This window comes from Pseudomonas fragariae (ex Marin et al. 2024) (genome assembly GCF_059621105.1).
Genome location: NZ_CM184369.1, coordinates 3,293,561 through 3,307,190 on the forward strand (window position 1 = coordinate 3,293,561; position 13,630 = coordinate 3,307,190).

Annotated in this window: 14 protein-coding genes; 10 read left to right on the forward strand and 4 right to left on the reverse strand. The window is 59.0% G+C overall.

Translation table 11 applies throughout. The annotated features are described in order from the left end of the window. Nucleotides 1-161 precede the first annotated feature (161 nt). Together AC54XV_RS14035 and AC54XV_RS14040 are read right to left on the reverse strand one after the other, a co-directional pair. Nucleotides 162-494, reverse strand: coding sequence for a hypothetical protein (locus AC54XV_RS14035; RefSeq protein WP_164920486.1), 333 nt, complete (start codon nt 492-494; stop codon nt 162-164). A gap of 171 nt (nt 495-665) precedes the next feature. Beyond that, a complete protein-coding gene (locus tag AC54XV_RS14040; protein WP_164920487.1) occupies nt 666-1,277 on the reverse strand; it encodes a hypothetical protein in 612 nt (203 codons plus the stop codon). A gap of 561 nt (nt 1,278-1,838) precedes the next feature. Between AC54XV_RS14040 and AC54XV_RS14045 the strand changes: the two genes are divergently transcribed. Continuing rightward, nucleotides 1,839-2,297, forward strand: coding sequence for a PhzF family phenazine biosynthesis protein (locus AC54XV_RS14045; RefSeq protein ID WP_024638169.1), 459 nt, complete (start codon nt 1,839-1,841; stop codon nt 2,295-2,297). Nucleotides 2,298-2,475: 178 nt separating this feature from the next. Here AC54XV_RS14045 and AC54XV_RS14050 read toward each other — a convergent pair whose 3' ends face one another. Beyond that, complete coding sequence (locus AC54XV_RS14050; RefSeq protein ID WP_057456988.1) at nt 2,476-3,003, reverse strand: NUDIX hydrolase; 528 nt, start codon at nt 3,001-3,003, stop codon at nt 2,476-2,478. 54 nt (nt 3,004-3,057) lie between these two features. Beyond that, nucleotides 3,058-3,957 carry a LysR family transcriptional regulator gene (locus AC54XV_RS14055; RefSeq protein WP_058398889.1) on the reverse strand — a complete coding sequence of 300 codons (900 nt, stop codon included), beginning with the start codon at nt 3,955-3,957 and terminating at the stop codon, nt 3,058-3,060. Nucleotides 3,958-4,088: 131 nt separating this feature from the next. On the opposite strand from AC54XV_RS14055, the gene AC54XV_RS14060 reads away from it, so the two are divergent. From AC54XV_RS14060 to AC54XV_RS14100, 9 genes are all read left to right on the forward strand, one after another. Continuing rightward, entirely contained in the window at nt 4,089-5,381 is a 1,293-nt protein-coding gene (locus AC54XV_RS14060; RefSeq protein WP_011267876.1) for a CitMHS family transporter, read from the forward strand. Then, nucleotides 5,382-6,746 (forward strand): acyclic terpene utilization AtuA family protein, encoded by a 1,365-nt coding sequence (locus tag AC54XV_RS14065; RefSeq protein WP_058398875.1) that lies wholly within the window; start codon nt 5,382-5,384, stop codon nt 6,744-6,746. Next, nucleotides 6,743-7,105, forward strand: a complete 363-nt coding sequence (locus AC54XV_RS14070) for an AtuA-related protein (protein WP_058398874.1) — start codon at nt 6,743-6,745, stop codon at nt 7,103-7,105. The genes AC54XV_RS14065 and AC54XV_RS14070 overlap by 4 nt, the downstream gene beginning before the upstream one ends. A gap of 288 nt (nt 7,106-7,393) precedes the next feature. Further along, a complete protein-coding gene (locus tag AC54XV_RS14075) occupies nt 7,394-8,131 on the forward strand; it encodes a FadR/GntR family transcriptional regulator (protein ID WP_003401136.1) in 738 nt (245 codons plus the stop codon). Then, a complete protein-coding gene (locus AC54XV_RS14080) occupies nt 8,128-9,144 on the forward strand; it encodes an ABC transporter ATP-binding protein (protein ID WP_024660163.1) in 1,017 nt (338 codons plus the stop codon). The genes AC54XV_RS14075 and AC54XV_RS14080 overlap by 4 nt, the downstream gene beginning before the upstream one ends. After that, nucleotides 9,141-10,274: an ABC transporter ATP-binding protein gene (locus AC54XV_RS14085; RefSeq protein ID WP_058398873.1), complete on the forward strand. Its 1,134-nt coding sequence runs from the start codon at nt 9,141-9,143 to the stop codon at nt 10,272-10,274. The genes AC54XV_RS14080 and AC54XV_RS14085 overlap by 4 nt, the downstream gene beginning before the upstream one ends. Next, nucleotides 10,271-11,773 carry an ABC transporter substrate-binding protein gene (locus tag AC54XV_RS14090; protein ID WP_024660161.1) on the forward strand — a complete coding sequence of 501 codons (1,503 nt, stop codon included), beginning with the start codon at nt 10,271-10,273 and terminating at the stop codon, nt 11,771-11,773. The genes AC54XV_RS14085 and AC54XV_RS14090 overlap by 4 nt, the downstream gene beginning before the upstream one ends. Before the next feature lie 28 nt (nt 11,774-11,801). Next, a complete protein-coding gene (locus AC54XV_RS14095; RefSeq protein ID WP_011267881.1) occupies nt 11,802-12,746 on the forward strand; it encodes an ABC transporter permease in 945 nt (314 codons plus the stop codon). Beyond that, nucleotides 12,746-13,618 carry an ABC transporter permease gene (locus tag AC54XV_RS14100; protein ID WP_003401131.1) on the forward strand — a complete coding sequence of 291 codons (873 nt, stop codon included), beginning with the start codon at nt 12,746-12,748 and terminating at the stop codon, nt 13,616-13,618. Before AC54XV_RS14095 ends, AC54XV_RS14100 begins: the two co-directional genes overlap by 1 nt. The last annotated feature ends 12 nt before the right edge of the window (nt 13,619-13,630 follow it).

Below are 13,630 nucleotides of genomic sequence, written 5' to 3' on the forward strand. Positions count from 1 at the left end.
GATTGCAAAGACTACAGCCGACCCTACGGTGCGCGCCCTTAATGATCTATCGTCGCGTGCGTCGTAGAGAGGAGGGCGCTAGCTCCTAGACGTAGATATTACGGGGGCTGAGGCAAACCAGTCCCTTCAGTAGCCAAGCTCCCACAGTTAACTTTCTACCCTCAGTGGGGCTGAAACCACTGAGATTTCGATATATCTGGTCGAATGCCAATATCTGGCCAAATGTCTGCTTTAGCCCCAACATCCTGGGAGACGAAAATCTTCGGAATCCAGCCTGCGCGCTTTGCCGATTCACGCAGCTCGGCAAATGTGAGCGAAGAACTGGGCTCAAGCTTGTCCGAGCCTTTCCAGTGCATCCGAGCCGATGCAGGCCTCTCGCGAAGGGCTTGTAAGATGCTGTTGGTAAAGTCGCTGAGCTTTTCAATGAGGCTGCCGTACCCATAAGCATCGATGCCACGCAGCAAAGGAAGCAGGTAGCTATGAGGACTCAGCAATCGGTCATGCTCGTGCCTGAATTGCACATAGCGCTGGAAGTAGGGCTGGAATTGAGCAGAAAGGCGGAAGCGCCGACCAAGGTAAAGCGGACTTTCGAAAATCCCTGGCCCCTTGGCAATCCCCAGCTGTGAAGCCAGGTAAAAGCTCGCAAATTCAGTTTTGGGCTGATTTTAGACTGGATCGGATGCTTCGAAGTCTCGAGGTTTGAAGGCAGAGAACGTTGGCTTGATGGTCTGTGTGGCACCGAGCGCCTTCATGGGAATGTCCGAGTGGAGGGCCGCTGCGACGATGAACAAAAACGGTTCCGATTTCTCACTATAGTTTGTGAGCGACTCCGCAATACCCATCAGGTCGGAGAGTTGTTCCAAGTTGTCGTAGGCATTGGCGAGCGACTTGGGGCTTGGCAGAGAATCGGTGAAGGCGAAATACTCCCGTCCATGCGTTATAAACCAGTTCCGGTGGTGTTTAGAACTCAGACTTGGATCATCGCCCGAGAAGATTTTTCGGATGATCGGACGCCATAGCGGATCGAGAGGCTTGTCTGCGAAATTCCCGCGGGTCTTTTTGGAGTACCGGCTACAATCTGGTGTCGCTACCCACGCAACCGGCGGTCTCATGATGAACTCTATAAGAGCCTTTGCGTCGGTGCCGTTCCAATTATCCAAGGCTTTCCCTCGGATTGACCAACTCCAGTGCATCATCGACTCTAGGATCGGGCAAAGCACTTTGTGGTGGCGGTCTTGGAATTCAGGCCGTCGAGATTGTGATATGAGAAAGGACATGCACGTTCGCCAGGCGTTGAGCGCATTCAGGTGCTCGGGAACTGTCTTTAAGCGGCGCCGGACTTCCAATATAAGTACTAGGCGCATTGAGTCGCCAGGGTTACTCATGGAATCGCAAGCGCTGAACGGTCAATCAGTTCTTCATAGGGAGCGTACACTCAAGTGATAAGCACGACAAAGATCACGTTGGCGAGTGTCAGATCATAATTTAACATAATATACATTATGCGTAACAAAGTATTACGTAATCTGGACCAATGCCCAGCGTATTTCAGCAGGAAAAGGCTCCTGCCGACACATCCCAACCAACCTCGAGTCTCGCCTGAGCTAAACCGCCACTTACAAACACTTCATGTGCTGACGAACCCAGTTCTGCATCCAGTTCCTTTACCAAATTGAGAGCATAGATCTGCAGCGCTGTCGCGATACCTCGATGACCAGGTCGTACGCATTAGCATCAAGTGGGTCGAGAACCAGATCCAACCATGCGCACCTGGTGGACACTATCCTGCGATGTATTTAGGGTTACTTTTCCCACGTAACCCGACCTACGAGAGCTTTATGCCCAATACACTGAGTTTTCACCAGGTTGATGTATTCGCCAGTAAGCCCTTGGAAGGCAATGCACTCGCAGTCGTAAGCGACGCTGATGATCTGACCGCCGAACAAATGGCCGCATTCGCACGTTGGACAAACCTTAGCGAGACTACATTTCTCATGCGTCCTACCCATCCTGATAACGTAGGAGCCTTTGCCCATTGGATCGGACTAGATGCACAAGCTGATATCGAAGTTCGAGCCTTCATTAGCAACAGGTCTGCCGAAGACCCTGTTACTGGCAGCCTTAATGCCAGCCTTGCCCAATGGCTAATACCAGCCGGGCTAATGCCGAAAAGATATACCGTCAGCCAAGGTACGGCGTTGGGGCGTCACGGACGAATTCAGGTGGAACACATTGGCGAGCGCATCTGGATTGGTGGGGAAGTACAAAAATGCATTACCGGTCGAGTCTCTTTTTAACCGGTGCAGATGACTAAAAATCAGGTTGAGCCGAGGCCCCTGTGCGCCAGCAGAACAACCGCCCTCGCCCATCCTTAAACCCCCTGAGGTTGATAACTCAACTAAACAGTCATTTAGTTGAGTTATCAACCAACACCAAAAAGCACCTCCGCCCACACTTGCCTCAGGCAGAAAACACTCACCGACTGACGATTAACTCTGCTTCAACTTTTCTCAGCATAAAGGTCTCGCGCTGTATGGACTGCCCCATCGAAGACTCCTGGCGCTGCATAACAGCCTCATTATGGGCGATGGCTTCAGTTACGCCGATCCAGACGGGCCGCATGCCATTGGCTATTTCATGGCTTTCCATCCTCACGGGCTCTAACTGGTGCGCGACATCGCACAGATAGAAATGCGAGGTCATGTGCATCAGATCATACTGGGGCTTCCAATAGGGCCGGTACTCCTCGATGTAACCATAATGCTCGAGCACCTGGATTTCGCGAGCGCCCGTCTCTTCTTCAAGCTCACGCTTCAGACCAGTAACAATGTCCTCGTTTGCATCAAGGCCGCCACCGGGAAAACTGAAGTCGTTATAGCGTTCAGTAAAGAGTAAAAGGATTTTCTCATCCCTCAATACGATGCCGCGTGCCGCATGGCGTCGGAATATTCTGCCCTGTGTGGACTTCAGGTCGGGATGAATGATTTCGGTAATGAGTTGCATCGGGTCTTCATTTCAAGTGAACAGGGGAATTCGAATCATCGTACCAATAGCAAATCAACGGCTGTGATTGCCGAGGGTGCGCAGATCCTCCAGCAATTGAACGAATTCGACAACGGCTGGAGCCATTGTTTGCTCCGAACGGGTAATAAGCCCGATCTGCCGAACGACACCCGGATGATCAACTGGCACTTTGCTCAGGTCTCCCCGCCCATCGTCCGCCGACTCCGGAAGAAGCGTAATGCCCTGCCCCTGCCTGACCAACGCCAGTACCGTAGACATGTAATTGGCTTCCAGACCCGCAGATAAAGGCAGTTGCTCGTCAGCAAACACTCGCTCGACCAGATCGCGAACGCTGCTTTCCCTGCCAGTAAGAACGATCGGGAAAACAGCTATCTCGTTCAGTCTCACTGCGCAACGCTTCGCCAGTGGATGGTCTTCGGGAGCGAACAGGCACAAACGGTCTTCCAGGATGGCGTTGAACTCCAACCCATGGGTGGGCCGAGCCTGTACGCCTAATCCGAAATCCACCTCGCGCTCTAGTACAAGCGCGTCGATTCGCTGCGCGACGACATCTCGCAGCCTGACCTCAACTCCCGGAAATCGCTCGCGAAACGTCTTCAACACTGCAGGCAGTACGCCGGAACACAGCGACGGCAAGGCGGCGATGGTGATCAGGCCGCGTCGTGAGGCTGCGATATCCCGCGCGGCGCTAACAATGTTGTCCAGATCCAGCAGCAGTTTCTCCATGGGCAACAGTGCATTTTGCCCGGCGCCGGTCAGGCAGACATGGCGTGGGCTTCGTTCCAGCAAGGCAACGCCGAGCCAATCCTCCAGTTGCTGGATTTGCACGGTCAGTGCAGACGGCGACAAGTTGAGAGTGGCTGCAGCCTTGGAAAAACTGCCGGTCTGAACCACTGACAGGAAGGCGCGGATGTGCTGGATCGAATTCTTCATTTTGTTTTTCCGAACAAGATCCAGTGAATATTTCAATTCACAGAGCATAGCGTCGTTGCTATTACTCTTGCAAAACAACAATAGGGTGTCTCGTCGCTGTCGCGCACAGGGATGCCGAAGAGGATCAGCCAATGCTCGCCACACTCGGTGTGATAACCATTCTTGCCATGCTCGTCAGCATCATGAGCAAACGCATCTCTCCCCTGGTTGCATTGATCGCCCTGCCGATCATCGCCGCCCTCCTCGCTGGTTTCGGTCTGCAAACCAGTGGCTTCATCATCACCGGCATCAAGAACGTTGCGCCCGTCGTCGGGATGTTTGTATTCGCCATTCTGTTCTTCGGCATCATGACGGATGCCGGCATGCTCGATCCGATCATCGATCGCATCCTCAAACGGGTCGGCACACGGCCAACCCGCATCGTCATGGGCACCGCACTGCTGGCGCTGCTGGTGCATCTGGACGGCTCCGGCGCGGTAACCTTTCTTGTGACCATTCCCGCAATGCTGCCGCTGTACACGCGCCTTGGCATGGATAAACGCATACTGGCGTGTGTGACGGCGATGGCTGCGGGGGTCAACTTCCTGCCCTGGACGGGACCGGTGCTGCGCTCTTCCGCCGCCCTTCACGTGCCGGTTTCGGATCTGTTTCAGCCGCTCATTCCGGTGCAGATCGTCGGACTGATCTTCGTCTTCACCTGCGCATTTTTCCTGGGACGGCGCGAAGAGCGACGCCTGGGCCTGGGCCCTGACAATCTTGATGTAAAACCCCACCAACGCGTGCTCAGCGACGCTGAGCGTGAACTGCGCAAACCTCGGTTGTTCTGGATCAACCTGCTGCTGACGCTGGTGGTGATGGGCGTAATGATCGCGGGGGTTGTAGACCCGGTGGTGATGTTCATGCTCGGCACCGTGATTGCCTTGTGCATCAACTACCCTGCCGTGGACACACAGCGGGCACGCATCGATGCACACGCCAAGACAGCCCTGACCATGGCCAGCATCCTGCTGGCTGCCGGGGTGTTTACAGGAATCATGCAAGGCACCGGGATGCTGAAGGCCATGGCAGAAGTGGCCGTGGGCCAGATCCCGGCCGGGCACGGCAAGCTGATCCCGGTGGTTGTAGGCTTTATATCAATGCCCTTGAGCCTGCTTTTCGATCCGGACTCCTTCTACTTCGGCATCATGCCCGTGGTCGCCGAGGTCGGCAAAGCCCTCGGTGTCGACCCGATGCAGGTCGCACAGGCGTCGTTGCTTGGCGTGCATACCACCGGCTTCCCGGTCAGCCCGTTGACGCCAGCGACCTTTCTGCTGGTCGGCCTGTGCAAGATCGAGCTGGCCGATCACCAGCGCTTCACTATCCCTTTCCTGTTTGCGGCCTCGGTCATCATGACCCTGACCGCTATGGTCATAGGAGTTTTCTGAATGAAAACAATACGGATTGGTTCAGGGGCCGGTTATTCCGGCGACCGCATCGAGCCGGCGATCGAGCTGGCCGAGCATGGAGAACTGGATTACCTGGTATTTGAATGCCTCGCGGAACGTACCATTGCGCTGGCGCAGCAGTCGCGTCTGGTGGACCCATCCTCAGGCTACGATCCATTGCTGAGCGAACGTATGCGCCGAGTCTTGCCTTTTGTGGGCAAAGGTACTGATGGCACGCGCCGCCGCTTGCGAATCATCACCAACATGGGAGCCGCAAATCCGCTTGGCGCCGCAAGCGAAATACGCCGGATAGCGGCAGAGCTTGGCCTGAGCGGCTTGAAAGTCGCAGCGCTGACAGGCGATGACGTGCTCGCAGCCCTGCTGCAACAGCCCGATCAAACCCTCGACAATGGCCGGTCACTGCGATCCCTCGGTGACAGACTCATTTCGGCCAATGCCTACCTGGGTGCGGAAGGCATCATCCAGGCCTTGCGCGCCGATGCTGACGTGATCGTTACCGGAAGGGTCGCGGATCCGTCACTGTTTCTCGCAGCGCAAATGTTCGAGTTCGGCTGGGCCGAGGACGACTGGGCTTTGCTGGGCCGCGGAACCCTGGTCGGGCATTTGCTCGAATGCGCCGGCCAGGTTAGCGGCGGCTATTTCGCGGATCCCGGTTTTAAAGACGTCCCGGACCTCGACCGCCTGGGCTTCCCGCTGGCCGAGATAGATGCGGCAGGCAACGCCGTCATCAGCAAAGTGGCGGGTTCCGGTGGCCGCATTGATACTGCCACCTGCACCGAGCAAATGTTGTACGAAGTGCATGACCCTGCCGCCTACCTGACGCCCGACGTCAGCGCGGATTTCACCCATGCTGCCTTCGAATCCATCGCAAGAAACCAAGTGCGCGTTCAGGGGGCCGACGGACACGCACGCCCCGAGACGCTGAAGGTGTCAGTGGGTTTTCTCGATGGCTGGATCGGCGAAGGACAAATGTCCTACGGCGGCCCCGGCGCACTGGCTCGCGGACAGTTGGCGAAGGACATCGTGCTCAAACGTCTGGCCCTGACCGGCGTGGCATGTGAGGACATTCGAGCCGAACTGATCGGCGTTAACGCCTTGCATGGAAGTCACCTGGGAGCGCGCGCCGAGGGCGAGCCCTGGGAGGTACGCCTTCGGGTGGCCGCGCGTTGCGTGGACAAAAACGATGCGGTACGCGTCGGAAATGAAGTGGAAACCCTCTATACCAACGGCCCGTACGGAGGCGGCGGTGCGAGCAAGTCAGTCCGCCAGGTAGTAGCCGTAGCGTCACTGTTCCTGCCAAGGGACGCAGTCAAACTGCAGGTGCATATAGAGGACATGACATGAACACCACCCAACTGCGGGACATCGCTCACACACGTACCGGTGACAAGGGTGACGTGTCTAATATCTCCGTCGTTGCCTTTCACATCGACGATTATCCACGTCTTGCTGAGCTGCTGACGGTGGAGTTGGTCACTGAACACTTTGCCGAACTGCTGGACCCAACCGGACCACCCGTACGCCGCTACGAACTGCCGCATGTGGGTGCGCTCAACTTCGTTGTACCCGGCATCCTGCGTGGCGGAGTCACACGATCGCTGGCTCTTGATGCCCATGGCAAGGCGCTGGGGGCCGCATTGCTCGATCTGGGCCTGGAATGGCGAGCCGCGCCACCCGATGCAGCATTCCGGTCGACCACCTAGCGGCGCACTTTGGCGCACCCTGCCCGCATTGATGCAATAAATCCGTACCCGCTGAAAATTGGTTCACCCACCGGCGAACCAATCCCCCCACCCTGGCGCGGACCAAGCCGGCGGACCTTTGAACATTGGCCCGCCAGGCTTGATCCGTGGTCGTCGCTGGCCATCTTGCCGTACAAAATTGACCGAACCAATTTTCATTGGCATCGCTCTTGCACCAGCCCTGTTGCCTGGAAACCCTGCCTGCGGGCAGCTCAGGGCCTCTTTTTCCGGTCTGGCGCGAGTACCACGATGCAAAGGTTCGACCCTGACATTCCCATCGACAACTCTTCGAAACTGGCGCTGGATGCGTTGCGCCAGATCGTTGCCCAGCATGCAGCCTTCCCCCAGCGGGCATTGCCTACCGAGCGGGATCTGGCGGCCGATTTCGGGGTCAGCCGACGGGCAGTTCGTCGCGCCCTGTCGGTGCTGGAAGCCGAAGGCCAGGTCTGGCGCCGGCAAGGTAAAGGGACCTTTGTCGGACCTACGCCACCCAGCGCCGCCATGAGCTTCGCGCGGCTTTCCGGGCGGACCAATTTCACCGAGGTCATGGAAGCGCGCCTGCATCTGGAGCCGGCACTTGCCTCATTGGCCGCGGTACGGGCCAATGGTGAGCAGATGGCGATTCTGCGCCGCCTTGCCGAGCGCACTACTCGCCAGCAGGTCGCCGAGCAGACCGATGCCGAAGGCATCGAGCTGTGGGACAGCGCCCTGCACCGCGCCATTGCCGAAGCGGCGGGTAATCGACTGATGCTGGACATCTTCGAAATGCTCGATGCGATCCGTCTGGACCCCGCCTGGCGCGACTTGCGTCACCGGGCGCGCAATGCCGACCGCCTCGACACCTACAGCCACGATCACGACGACATCGTCAGCGCCATTGAAAGCCGCGATCCGATCAAGGCCGCCACTGCCATGCGCGGCCATCTACGTGCGCTGCAACAGGCCCTGAACACCGTTATCAACCAAGACCTGGAGGCCAGCCTATGAGCGCCACTGCCCACCTCACAGAAAACGGCGACGGCACGGTGCTCAGCATCAGCGACCTGACCGTCCGCTTTGCCGGTGCGCCCGCCAATGTTGTCGACGGCGTGTCGTTTTCCGTCAAGCGTGGCAAGACCCTGGCCATCGTCGGCGAGTCCGGCTGCGGCAAGAGCGTGACCTCGATGGGCCTGATGGGCCTGTTGCCGTCAACGGCCAGGGTTGGCGCGAGCGATTCGCTGCTGATCGATGAAGCCTTGCTGGGCATGTCCGAAGAGCGCTTGCTGGACGTGCGCGGTAACCGTATGGCGATGATCTTCCAGGAGCCGATGACCTCCCTCAATCCGGTCTTCACCATCGGCGAGCAGATCGCTGAAAGTGTGATGCGTCATCAAGGCCTCTCAGACAAGGCAGCCCGCCAGCGCGCTCTAGAGATGCTGGAAAAGGTCCGCGTGCCGGACGCTCGCCAGCGGCTGGACGCCTACCCGCATGAACTCTCGGGTGGCATGCGGCAACGGGCCATGATTGCCATGGCGCTGGCCAATGACCCGGCGCTGATCATTGCGGACGAACCGACGACTGCGCTGGACGTGACCATTCAGGCGCAGATTCTTTCGCTGATCGCCAACCTGCAGACCGAGACCGGCACGGCGATGATTCTGATCACCCACGATCTGGGTGTAGTCGCCGAAGTCGCCGATGAGGTCATGGTCATGTACGCCGGACGCGTCGTGGAAAGCGGCCCGGTGAAAACCCTGTTCGACGATCCGCAACATCCCTACACCATCGGCCTGATGGGCTCGATGCCCTCGATCGGCCCTCGTGAAGGCCGCCTGGCGACGATTAACGGCCGGGTGCCGACACCGGCAGAAATGCCCAGCGGTTGCCGCTTCGCCGGGCGCTGCCCGTTCGTGATCCAGCAATGCCGAGACGAACGCCCGCCGCTGCTTGAGTTGTCCCCCGGACACTTCGCCGCGTGCATCCGGGCGCCTTTGGAACAGCATGTGGGAGTCAGTGCGTGAACCTTTCCGAACGAGATATCGCCGGGCGCCCAAGCCCCGACAGCAACGTGCAGAAGCCCATTCTCGAAGGCATCGGCCTGAGCAAGCACTTTGCCGTGGAAAGCGGTCTTTTGCAGCGGAAGAAGCCGCCGGTACAGGCCGTCAATGAGGTCAACCTGTCAGTCCGCAAGGGCGAGACGCTGGCGTTGGTAGGCGAGTCCGGCTCGGGCAAATCCACCCTTGGCCGCCTGCTGCTCAACCTGCTGCACCCGACTGCGGGTGACGTGATCTACGAGGGTCGCAACCTGGCCAACCTGACGCCGGAAAAGCTGCGCCAGGTACGCCGTGACTTGCAGATCATCTTTCAGGACCCGTTCGCCTCGCTGAATCCACGCATGACCGTGGAATCCATCGTTGGCGAACCAATCTGGCTACATAGTCAGGCCAGCCGCAGCGACCGTCAGGAAAGAGTCGCCGAGTTATTGCGCACCGTAGGCCTTGCTCCTGAACACGGTGGTCGGCATCCCCATGAATTCTCCGGTGGCCAACGCCAGCGCATCGGCATTGCCCGCGCACTGGCTTCCGAGCCACGCCTGATCCTCGGTGACGAGCCGGTCTCGGCGCTGGACGTTTCGGTGCAGGCGCAAGTGGTCAACCTGCTCGAAGACCTCAAGCATCAATTCGGCCTGACTCTGGTGATTGTTGCCCATGGCCTCGCGGTGATTCGCCACATGAGCGACCGCGTAGCAGTGATGTACCTGGGTGAAATCGTCGAACAGGCGCCGGTCGACGCGCTGTTCGAAAACCCCTTGCACCCTTATACCCAGGCGTTGATGGCCGCCGTGCCGGTCAGCCACCCTGACCTGCGCCAGCCGCGTCCGTTACTCGGCGGCGATATGCCCAGCCCCAGCCGCCCGCCTTCAGGCTGCCGCTTTCATACCCGTTGCCCGCACGCTCGTGCGCTGTGCAAGGAGGCTGCGCCGGTCATGGAAACGGTCGAGGCCGAACGCCAGGTCGCCTGCCACTTCTGGCGTGAAATCGCCAACGCAGGCAGCGCCACGCTGATCCTTCCGACACCCAGCGCTGCCTACACCCAGCGCCTGAATCTGTTCAAGCACCATCAATCCCTTGCAGTGGAGAGCCAGCCATGAAAATCGCACGCGTCGTGACAGGAACATTGTTATTGCTGGCCGCCAACGCTGCCTTCGCCGAATCGACGTTGCGCATCGGCATTCAGGACGATCCCGATGTGCTGGATCCGCACCGTTCGCGCACCTACTCCGGCCGCCTGGTCTACACCGCGCTGTGCGACAAACTGGTGGACGTCAACCCGGACCTGACCTACTCGCCGCAACTGGCCACCGCCTGGAACTGGAGCGAAGACGGTAAAACCCTGACCATGACGTTGCGCGAAGGCGTGACGTACCACGATGGCGAACCTTTTGATGCCGCCTCGGTGAAGTTCAACCTTGATCGCGCCCGCACCCTCCCCGACTCCCTGCGCAAAAGCGAGCTGGCCTCGGTGGACAGCGTCGAGGTGATTGACGCAAAAACTGTCGCCATCAAGCTCAAGCAAGCCGATGCCACGCTGGTTTCGCAACTGTCGGACCGTGCCGGGATGATGCTCGCGCCCAAAGCCGCGCAAGCTGAGTTCGCCTCCAACCCGGTCTGCTCCGGCCCTTACAAATTCGTGCAGCGCGTGCAGCAGGATCGAATCGTACTGGAGCGTTTTGACAACTACTGGAATAAACAGGCTTATCACTTCGACAAAGTGGTGTTCCTGCCGATTCCGGACACCTCGGTGCGCCTGGCCAACCTGCGCTCCGGCGATCTGGACATCATCGAGCGCGTGGCGCCAACCGATGTGAAAACCGTCAAGGGCGACAGCAAGCTGGCGATCTACAACACACCGGGCCTGGGCTACATGCAACTGATGTTCAACATTGGCAATGGCGAAAAAGCCAACTCGCCGATGGGCAAGGACAAGCGCGTACGCAAGGCGTTTGAGCTGTCCATCGACCGCGATGCCATTAATCAGGTGGTGTTCGAGGGTCTGTACGCACCAAGCGCTCAGCCGTTCCCGAAAAACAGCCCGTATTACGACAAGGAACTGCCGATCCCTACTCGCGATATCGAGAAAAGCAAGGCGCTGCTGGCGCAGGCCGGCGTGAAACTGCCGTTGGCGGTGGACCTGAAAGTGGCCAACAACCCCATCGCGCAACAGGTCGGGCAGATCATTCAGGCCATGGCTGAAGAAGCGGGCTTCAAGGTCAACCTGATTGCCACGGAATACGCGACGATGCTCAGCGAACAGGCGAGTGGCAACTTCCAGATCGGCATGAGCGCCTGGTCGGGTCGTCCTGATCCGGATGGCGACATCCATCAGTTCGTGACCTGCAAAGGCGGCCAGAACGACGGCAAGTACTGCAACGCCAGGCTCGACGAACTGCTCAACAAGGCGCGCACCGTGAACGACGTTGCACAACGCCAGGCGCTGTACAACGACGCGCTGCGCTTGCTGGCCGATGAAGTACCCACCGCCTACCTGTATTTCGACCCGCGAATCATTGCCATGCGTAACAACGTGACCGGTTTTGTCCCTAACCCGGACGGTCTGATTCGTCTGAACAATGTCGCGTTCAAGCCATGACTGACGGGCGCACCTGCGAGGTTCCGGTATGCTGATGTTCATCCTGCGACGCCTGCTCAGCTCGATACCGACGCTGATTCTGGTTTCGCTGTTCGTCTTCACCCTGCAGAAGCTGCTGCCGGGTGACCCGGTGCTGGCCATGGCCGGGGAAGAGCGCGATCCGGCGGTCATGGAATACCTGCGCGACAAATACCGGCTCGATGACCCGATCCCCTTGCAGTACCTGAACTGGGTCGGCAACGTGCTGACCGGCGACCTCGGCACATCGCTGCGCACCGAACAAGCGGTAACCACGCTGCTGGCGTCGAAACTGCCGGTGACTATCGAACTGGCGGTGCTGGCCCTGCTGATTGCGCTGTTGATCGGCATTCCCACCGGGATCATTTCGGCGGTGCGCAAAGGCACCGCCGTGGATTACGGGGCCAACGTGGTGGCGCTGTCGGGGATTTCCATTCCGCACTTCTGGCTGGGCATTCTGCTGATCATGGTCTTTGCGGTGAAACTGCAGTGGCTGCCCGCCTCCGGCTTTGTGCCGATGGGTGAGGACTTCGGGCAAAACCTGAAGACCCTGATCCTGCCAGCGTTCGTCTTGGGTGCCGGGCTTTCGGGGATTCTCATGCGCCACACCCGCAGCGCCATGCTGGAAGTACTGCGCACTGACTACGTCCGCACCGCCCGGGCCAAGGGGTTATTCCCCCGTACAGTCATTCTCAAGCATGCGTTGCGCAACGCGCTGATGCCTATCGTCACACTCACGACGCTGCTGTTCGGCGAGTTGCTCGGCGGTGCGGTGCTGACCGAACAGGTATTCAGCATCCCGGGGTTCGGCAAAATGATCGTCGACGCCGTGTTCAACCGCGACTACGCCGTGGTGCAAGGCGTGGTGTTGTGTGTCGCGATTGGCTTCCTGATGTTGAACCTGCTGGCCGACGTGCTTTATCGCCTGATCAACCCACGTCTGAGGACTGCCTGATGACCGCTATTGCCAGCCTCCCGCACAGCGCGATCCTGCCCCGCAGTCGCTCGCCTTTTCTGAAGAAATTCCTTGCCAACAAAGGCGCGGTACTTGGCGCGGCGGTGTTGCTGCTGTTTGTCCTGGCGGCGGTTCTGGCGCCCTGGATTGCGCCGCATGATCCGCTCAAAGCCAACTTCCTCGCCGTACGCAAGGCCCCCTCATTGATCTACTGGATGGGCACCGACGAACTGGGACGCGATCTGTTCTCACGCTTGCTGTATGGCGCCCGCAGTTCACTGCTGGCCGGTGGTGTTTCGGTGGCCATCGCCATGTTCATCGGCGTGCCTCTGGGTCTGTTGGCCGGGTACTTTGGCGGCAAGCTGGACATGATCATTTCGCAGGTCATGGAAGCGCTGCTGTCCTGCCCGTTTCTGGTGCTGGCCATCGCTTTGGGCGCCTTTCTCGGCCCCAGCCTGACCAACGCGATGATCGCCATCGGCCTGTCCGCGATGCCGATCTTTGCCCGGCTGACCCGCGGCCAGGTGCTGTCGATCAAGCACGAGGATTACCTCGAAGGTGCCCGCGCCATCGGTCTGCCGGATCGCTGGATCATCCTGCGTTACGTACTGCCCAACGTGATGTCGCCACTGGTCGTGCAGGCAACGCTGACCATCGCCTCGGCGATTCTGGCTGAAGCCAGCCTGTCGTTCCTCGGCCTGGGCCAGCAACCGCCGTCGCCGTCCTGGGGCTCGATGCTCAATACTGCGAAGAATTTCATGGAGCAGGCTCCGTGGATGTCGATTGCGCCTGGCGTGGCGATCTACATCACGGTCCTGTGTTTCAACCTGCTGGGTGACGGCCTGCGCGATGCGCTGGACCCCAAGGGATAAACCTTTCGTCTT

What these genes read in the sequence shown, in the direction of transcription:
- AC54XV_RS14055 (WP_058398889.1), bottom strand. Translation starts at nt 3,957, where the DNA reads ATGAAGAATTCGATCCAGCACATCCGCGCCTTCCTGTCAGTGGTTCAG.
- AC54XV_RS14040 (WP_164920487.1), bottom strand. Translation starts at nt 1,277, where the DNA reads ATGTCCTTTCTCATATCACAATCTCGACGGCCTGAATTCCAAGACCGC.
- AC54XV_RS14070 (WP_058398874.1), top strand. Translation starts at nt 6,743, where the DNA reads ATGAACACCACCCAACTGCGGGACATCGCTCACACACGTACCGGTGAC.
- AC54XV_RS14065 (WP_058398875.1), top strand. Translation starts at nt 5,382, where the DNA reads ATGAAAACAATACGGATTGGTTCAGGGGCCGGTTATTCCGGCGACCGC.
- AC54XV_RS14050 (WP_057456988.1), bottom strand. Translation starts at nt 3,003, where the DNA reads ATGCAACTCATTACCGAAATCATTCATCCCGACCTGAAGTCCACACAG.
- AC54XV_RS14075 (WP_003401136.1), top strand. Translation starts at nt 7,394, where the DNA reads ATGCAAAGGTTCGACCCTGACATTCCCATCGACAACTCTTCGAAACTG.
- AC54XV_RS14060 (WP_011267876.1), top strand. Translation starts at nt 4,089, where the DNA reads ATGCTCGCCACACTCGGTGTGATAACCATTCTTGCCATGCTCGTCAGC.
- AC54XV_RS14045 (WP_024638169.1), top strand. Translation starts at nt 1,839, where the DNA reads ATGCCCAATACACTGAGTTTTCACCAGGTTGATGTATTCGCCAGTAAG.
- AC54XV_RS14090 (WP_024660161.1), top strand. Translation starts at nt 10,271, where the DNA reads ATGAAAATCGCACGCGTCGTGACAGGAACATTGTTATTGCTGGCCGCC.
- AC54XV_RS14100 (WP_003401131.1), top strand. Translation starts at nt 12,746, where the DNA reads ATGACCGCTATTGCCAGCCTCCCGCACAGCGCGATCCTGCCCCGCAGT.
- AC54XV_RS14095 (WP_011267881.1), top strand. Translation starts at nt 11,802, where the DNA reads ATGCTGATGTTCATCCTGCGACGCCTGCTCAGCTCGATACCGACGCTG.
- AC54XV_RS14080 (WP_024660163.1), top strand. Translation starts at nt 8,128, where the DNA reads ATGAGCGCCACTGCCCACCTCACAGAAAACGGCGACGGCACGGTGCTC.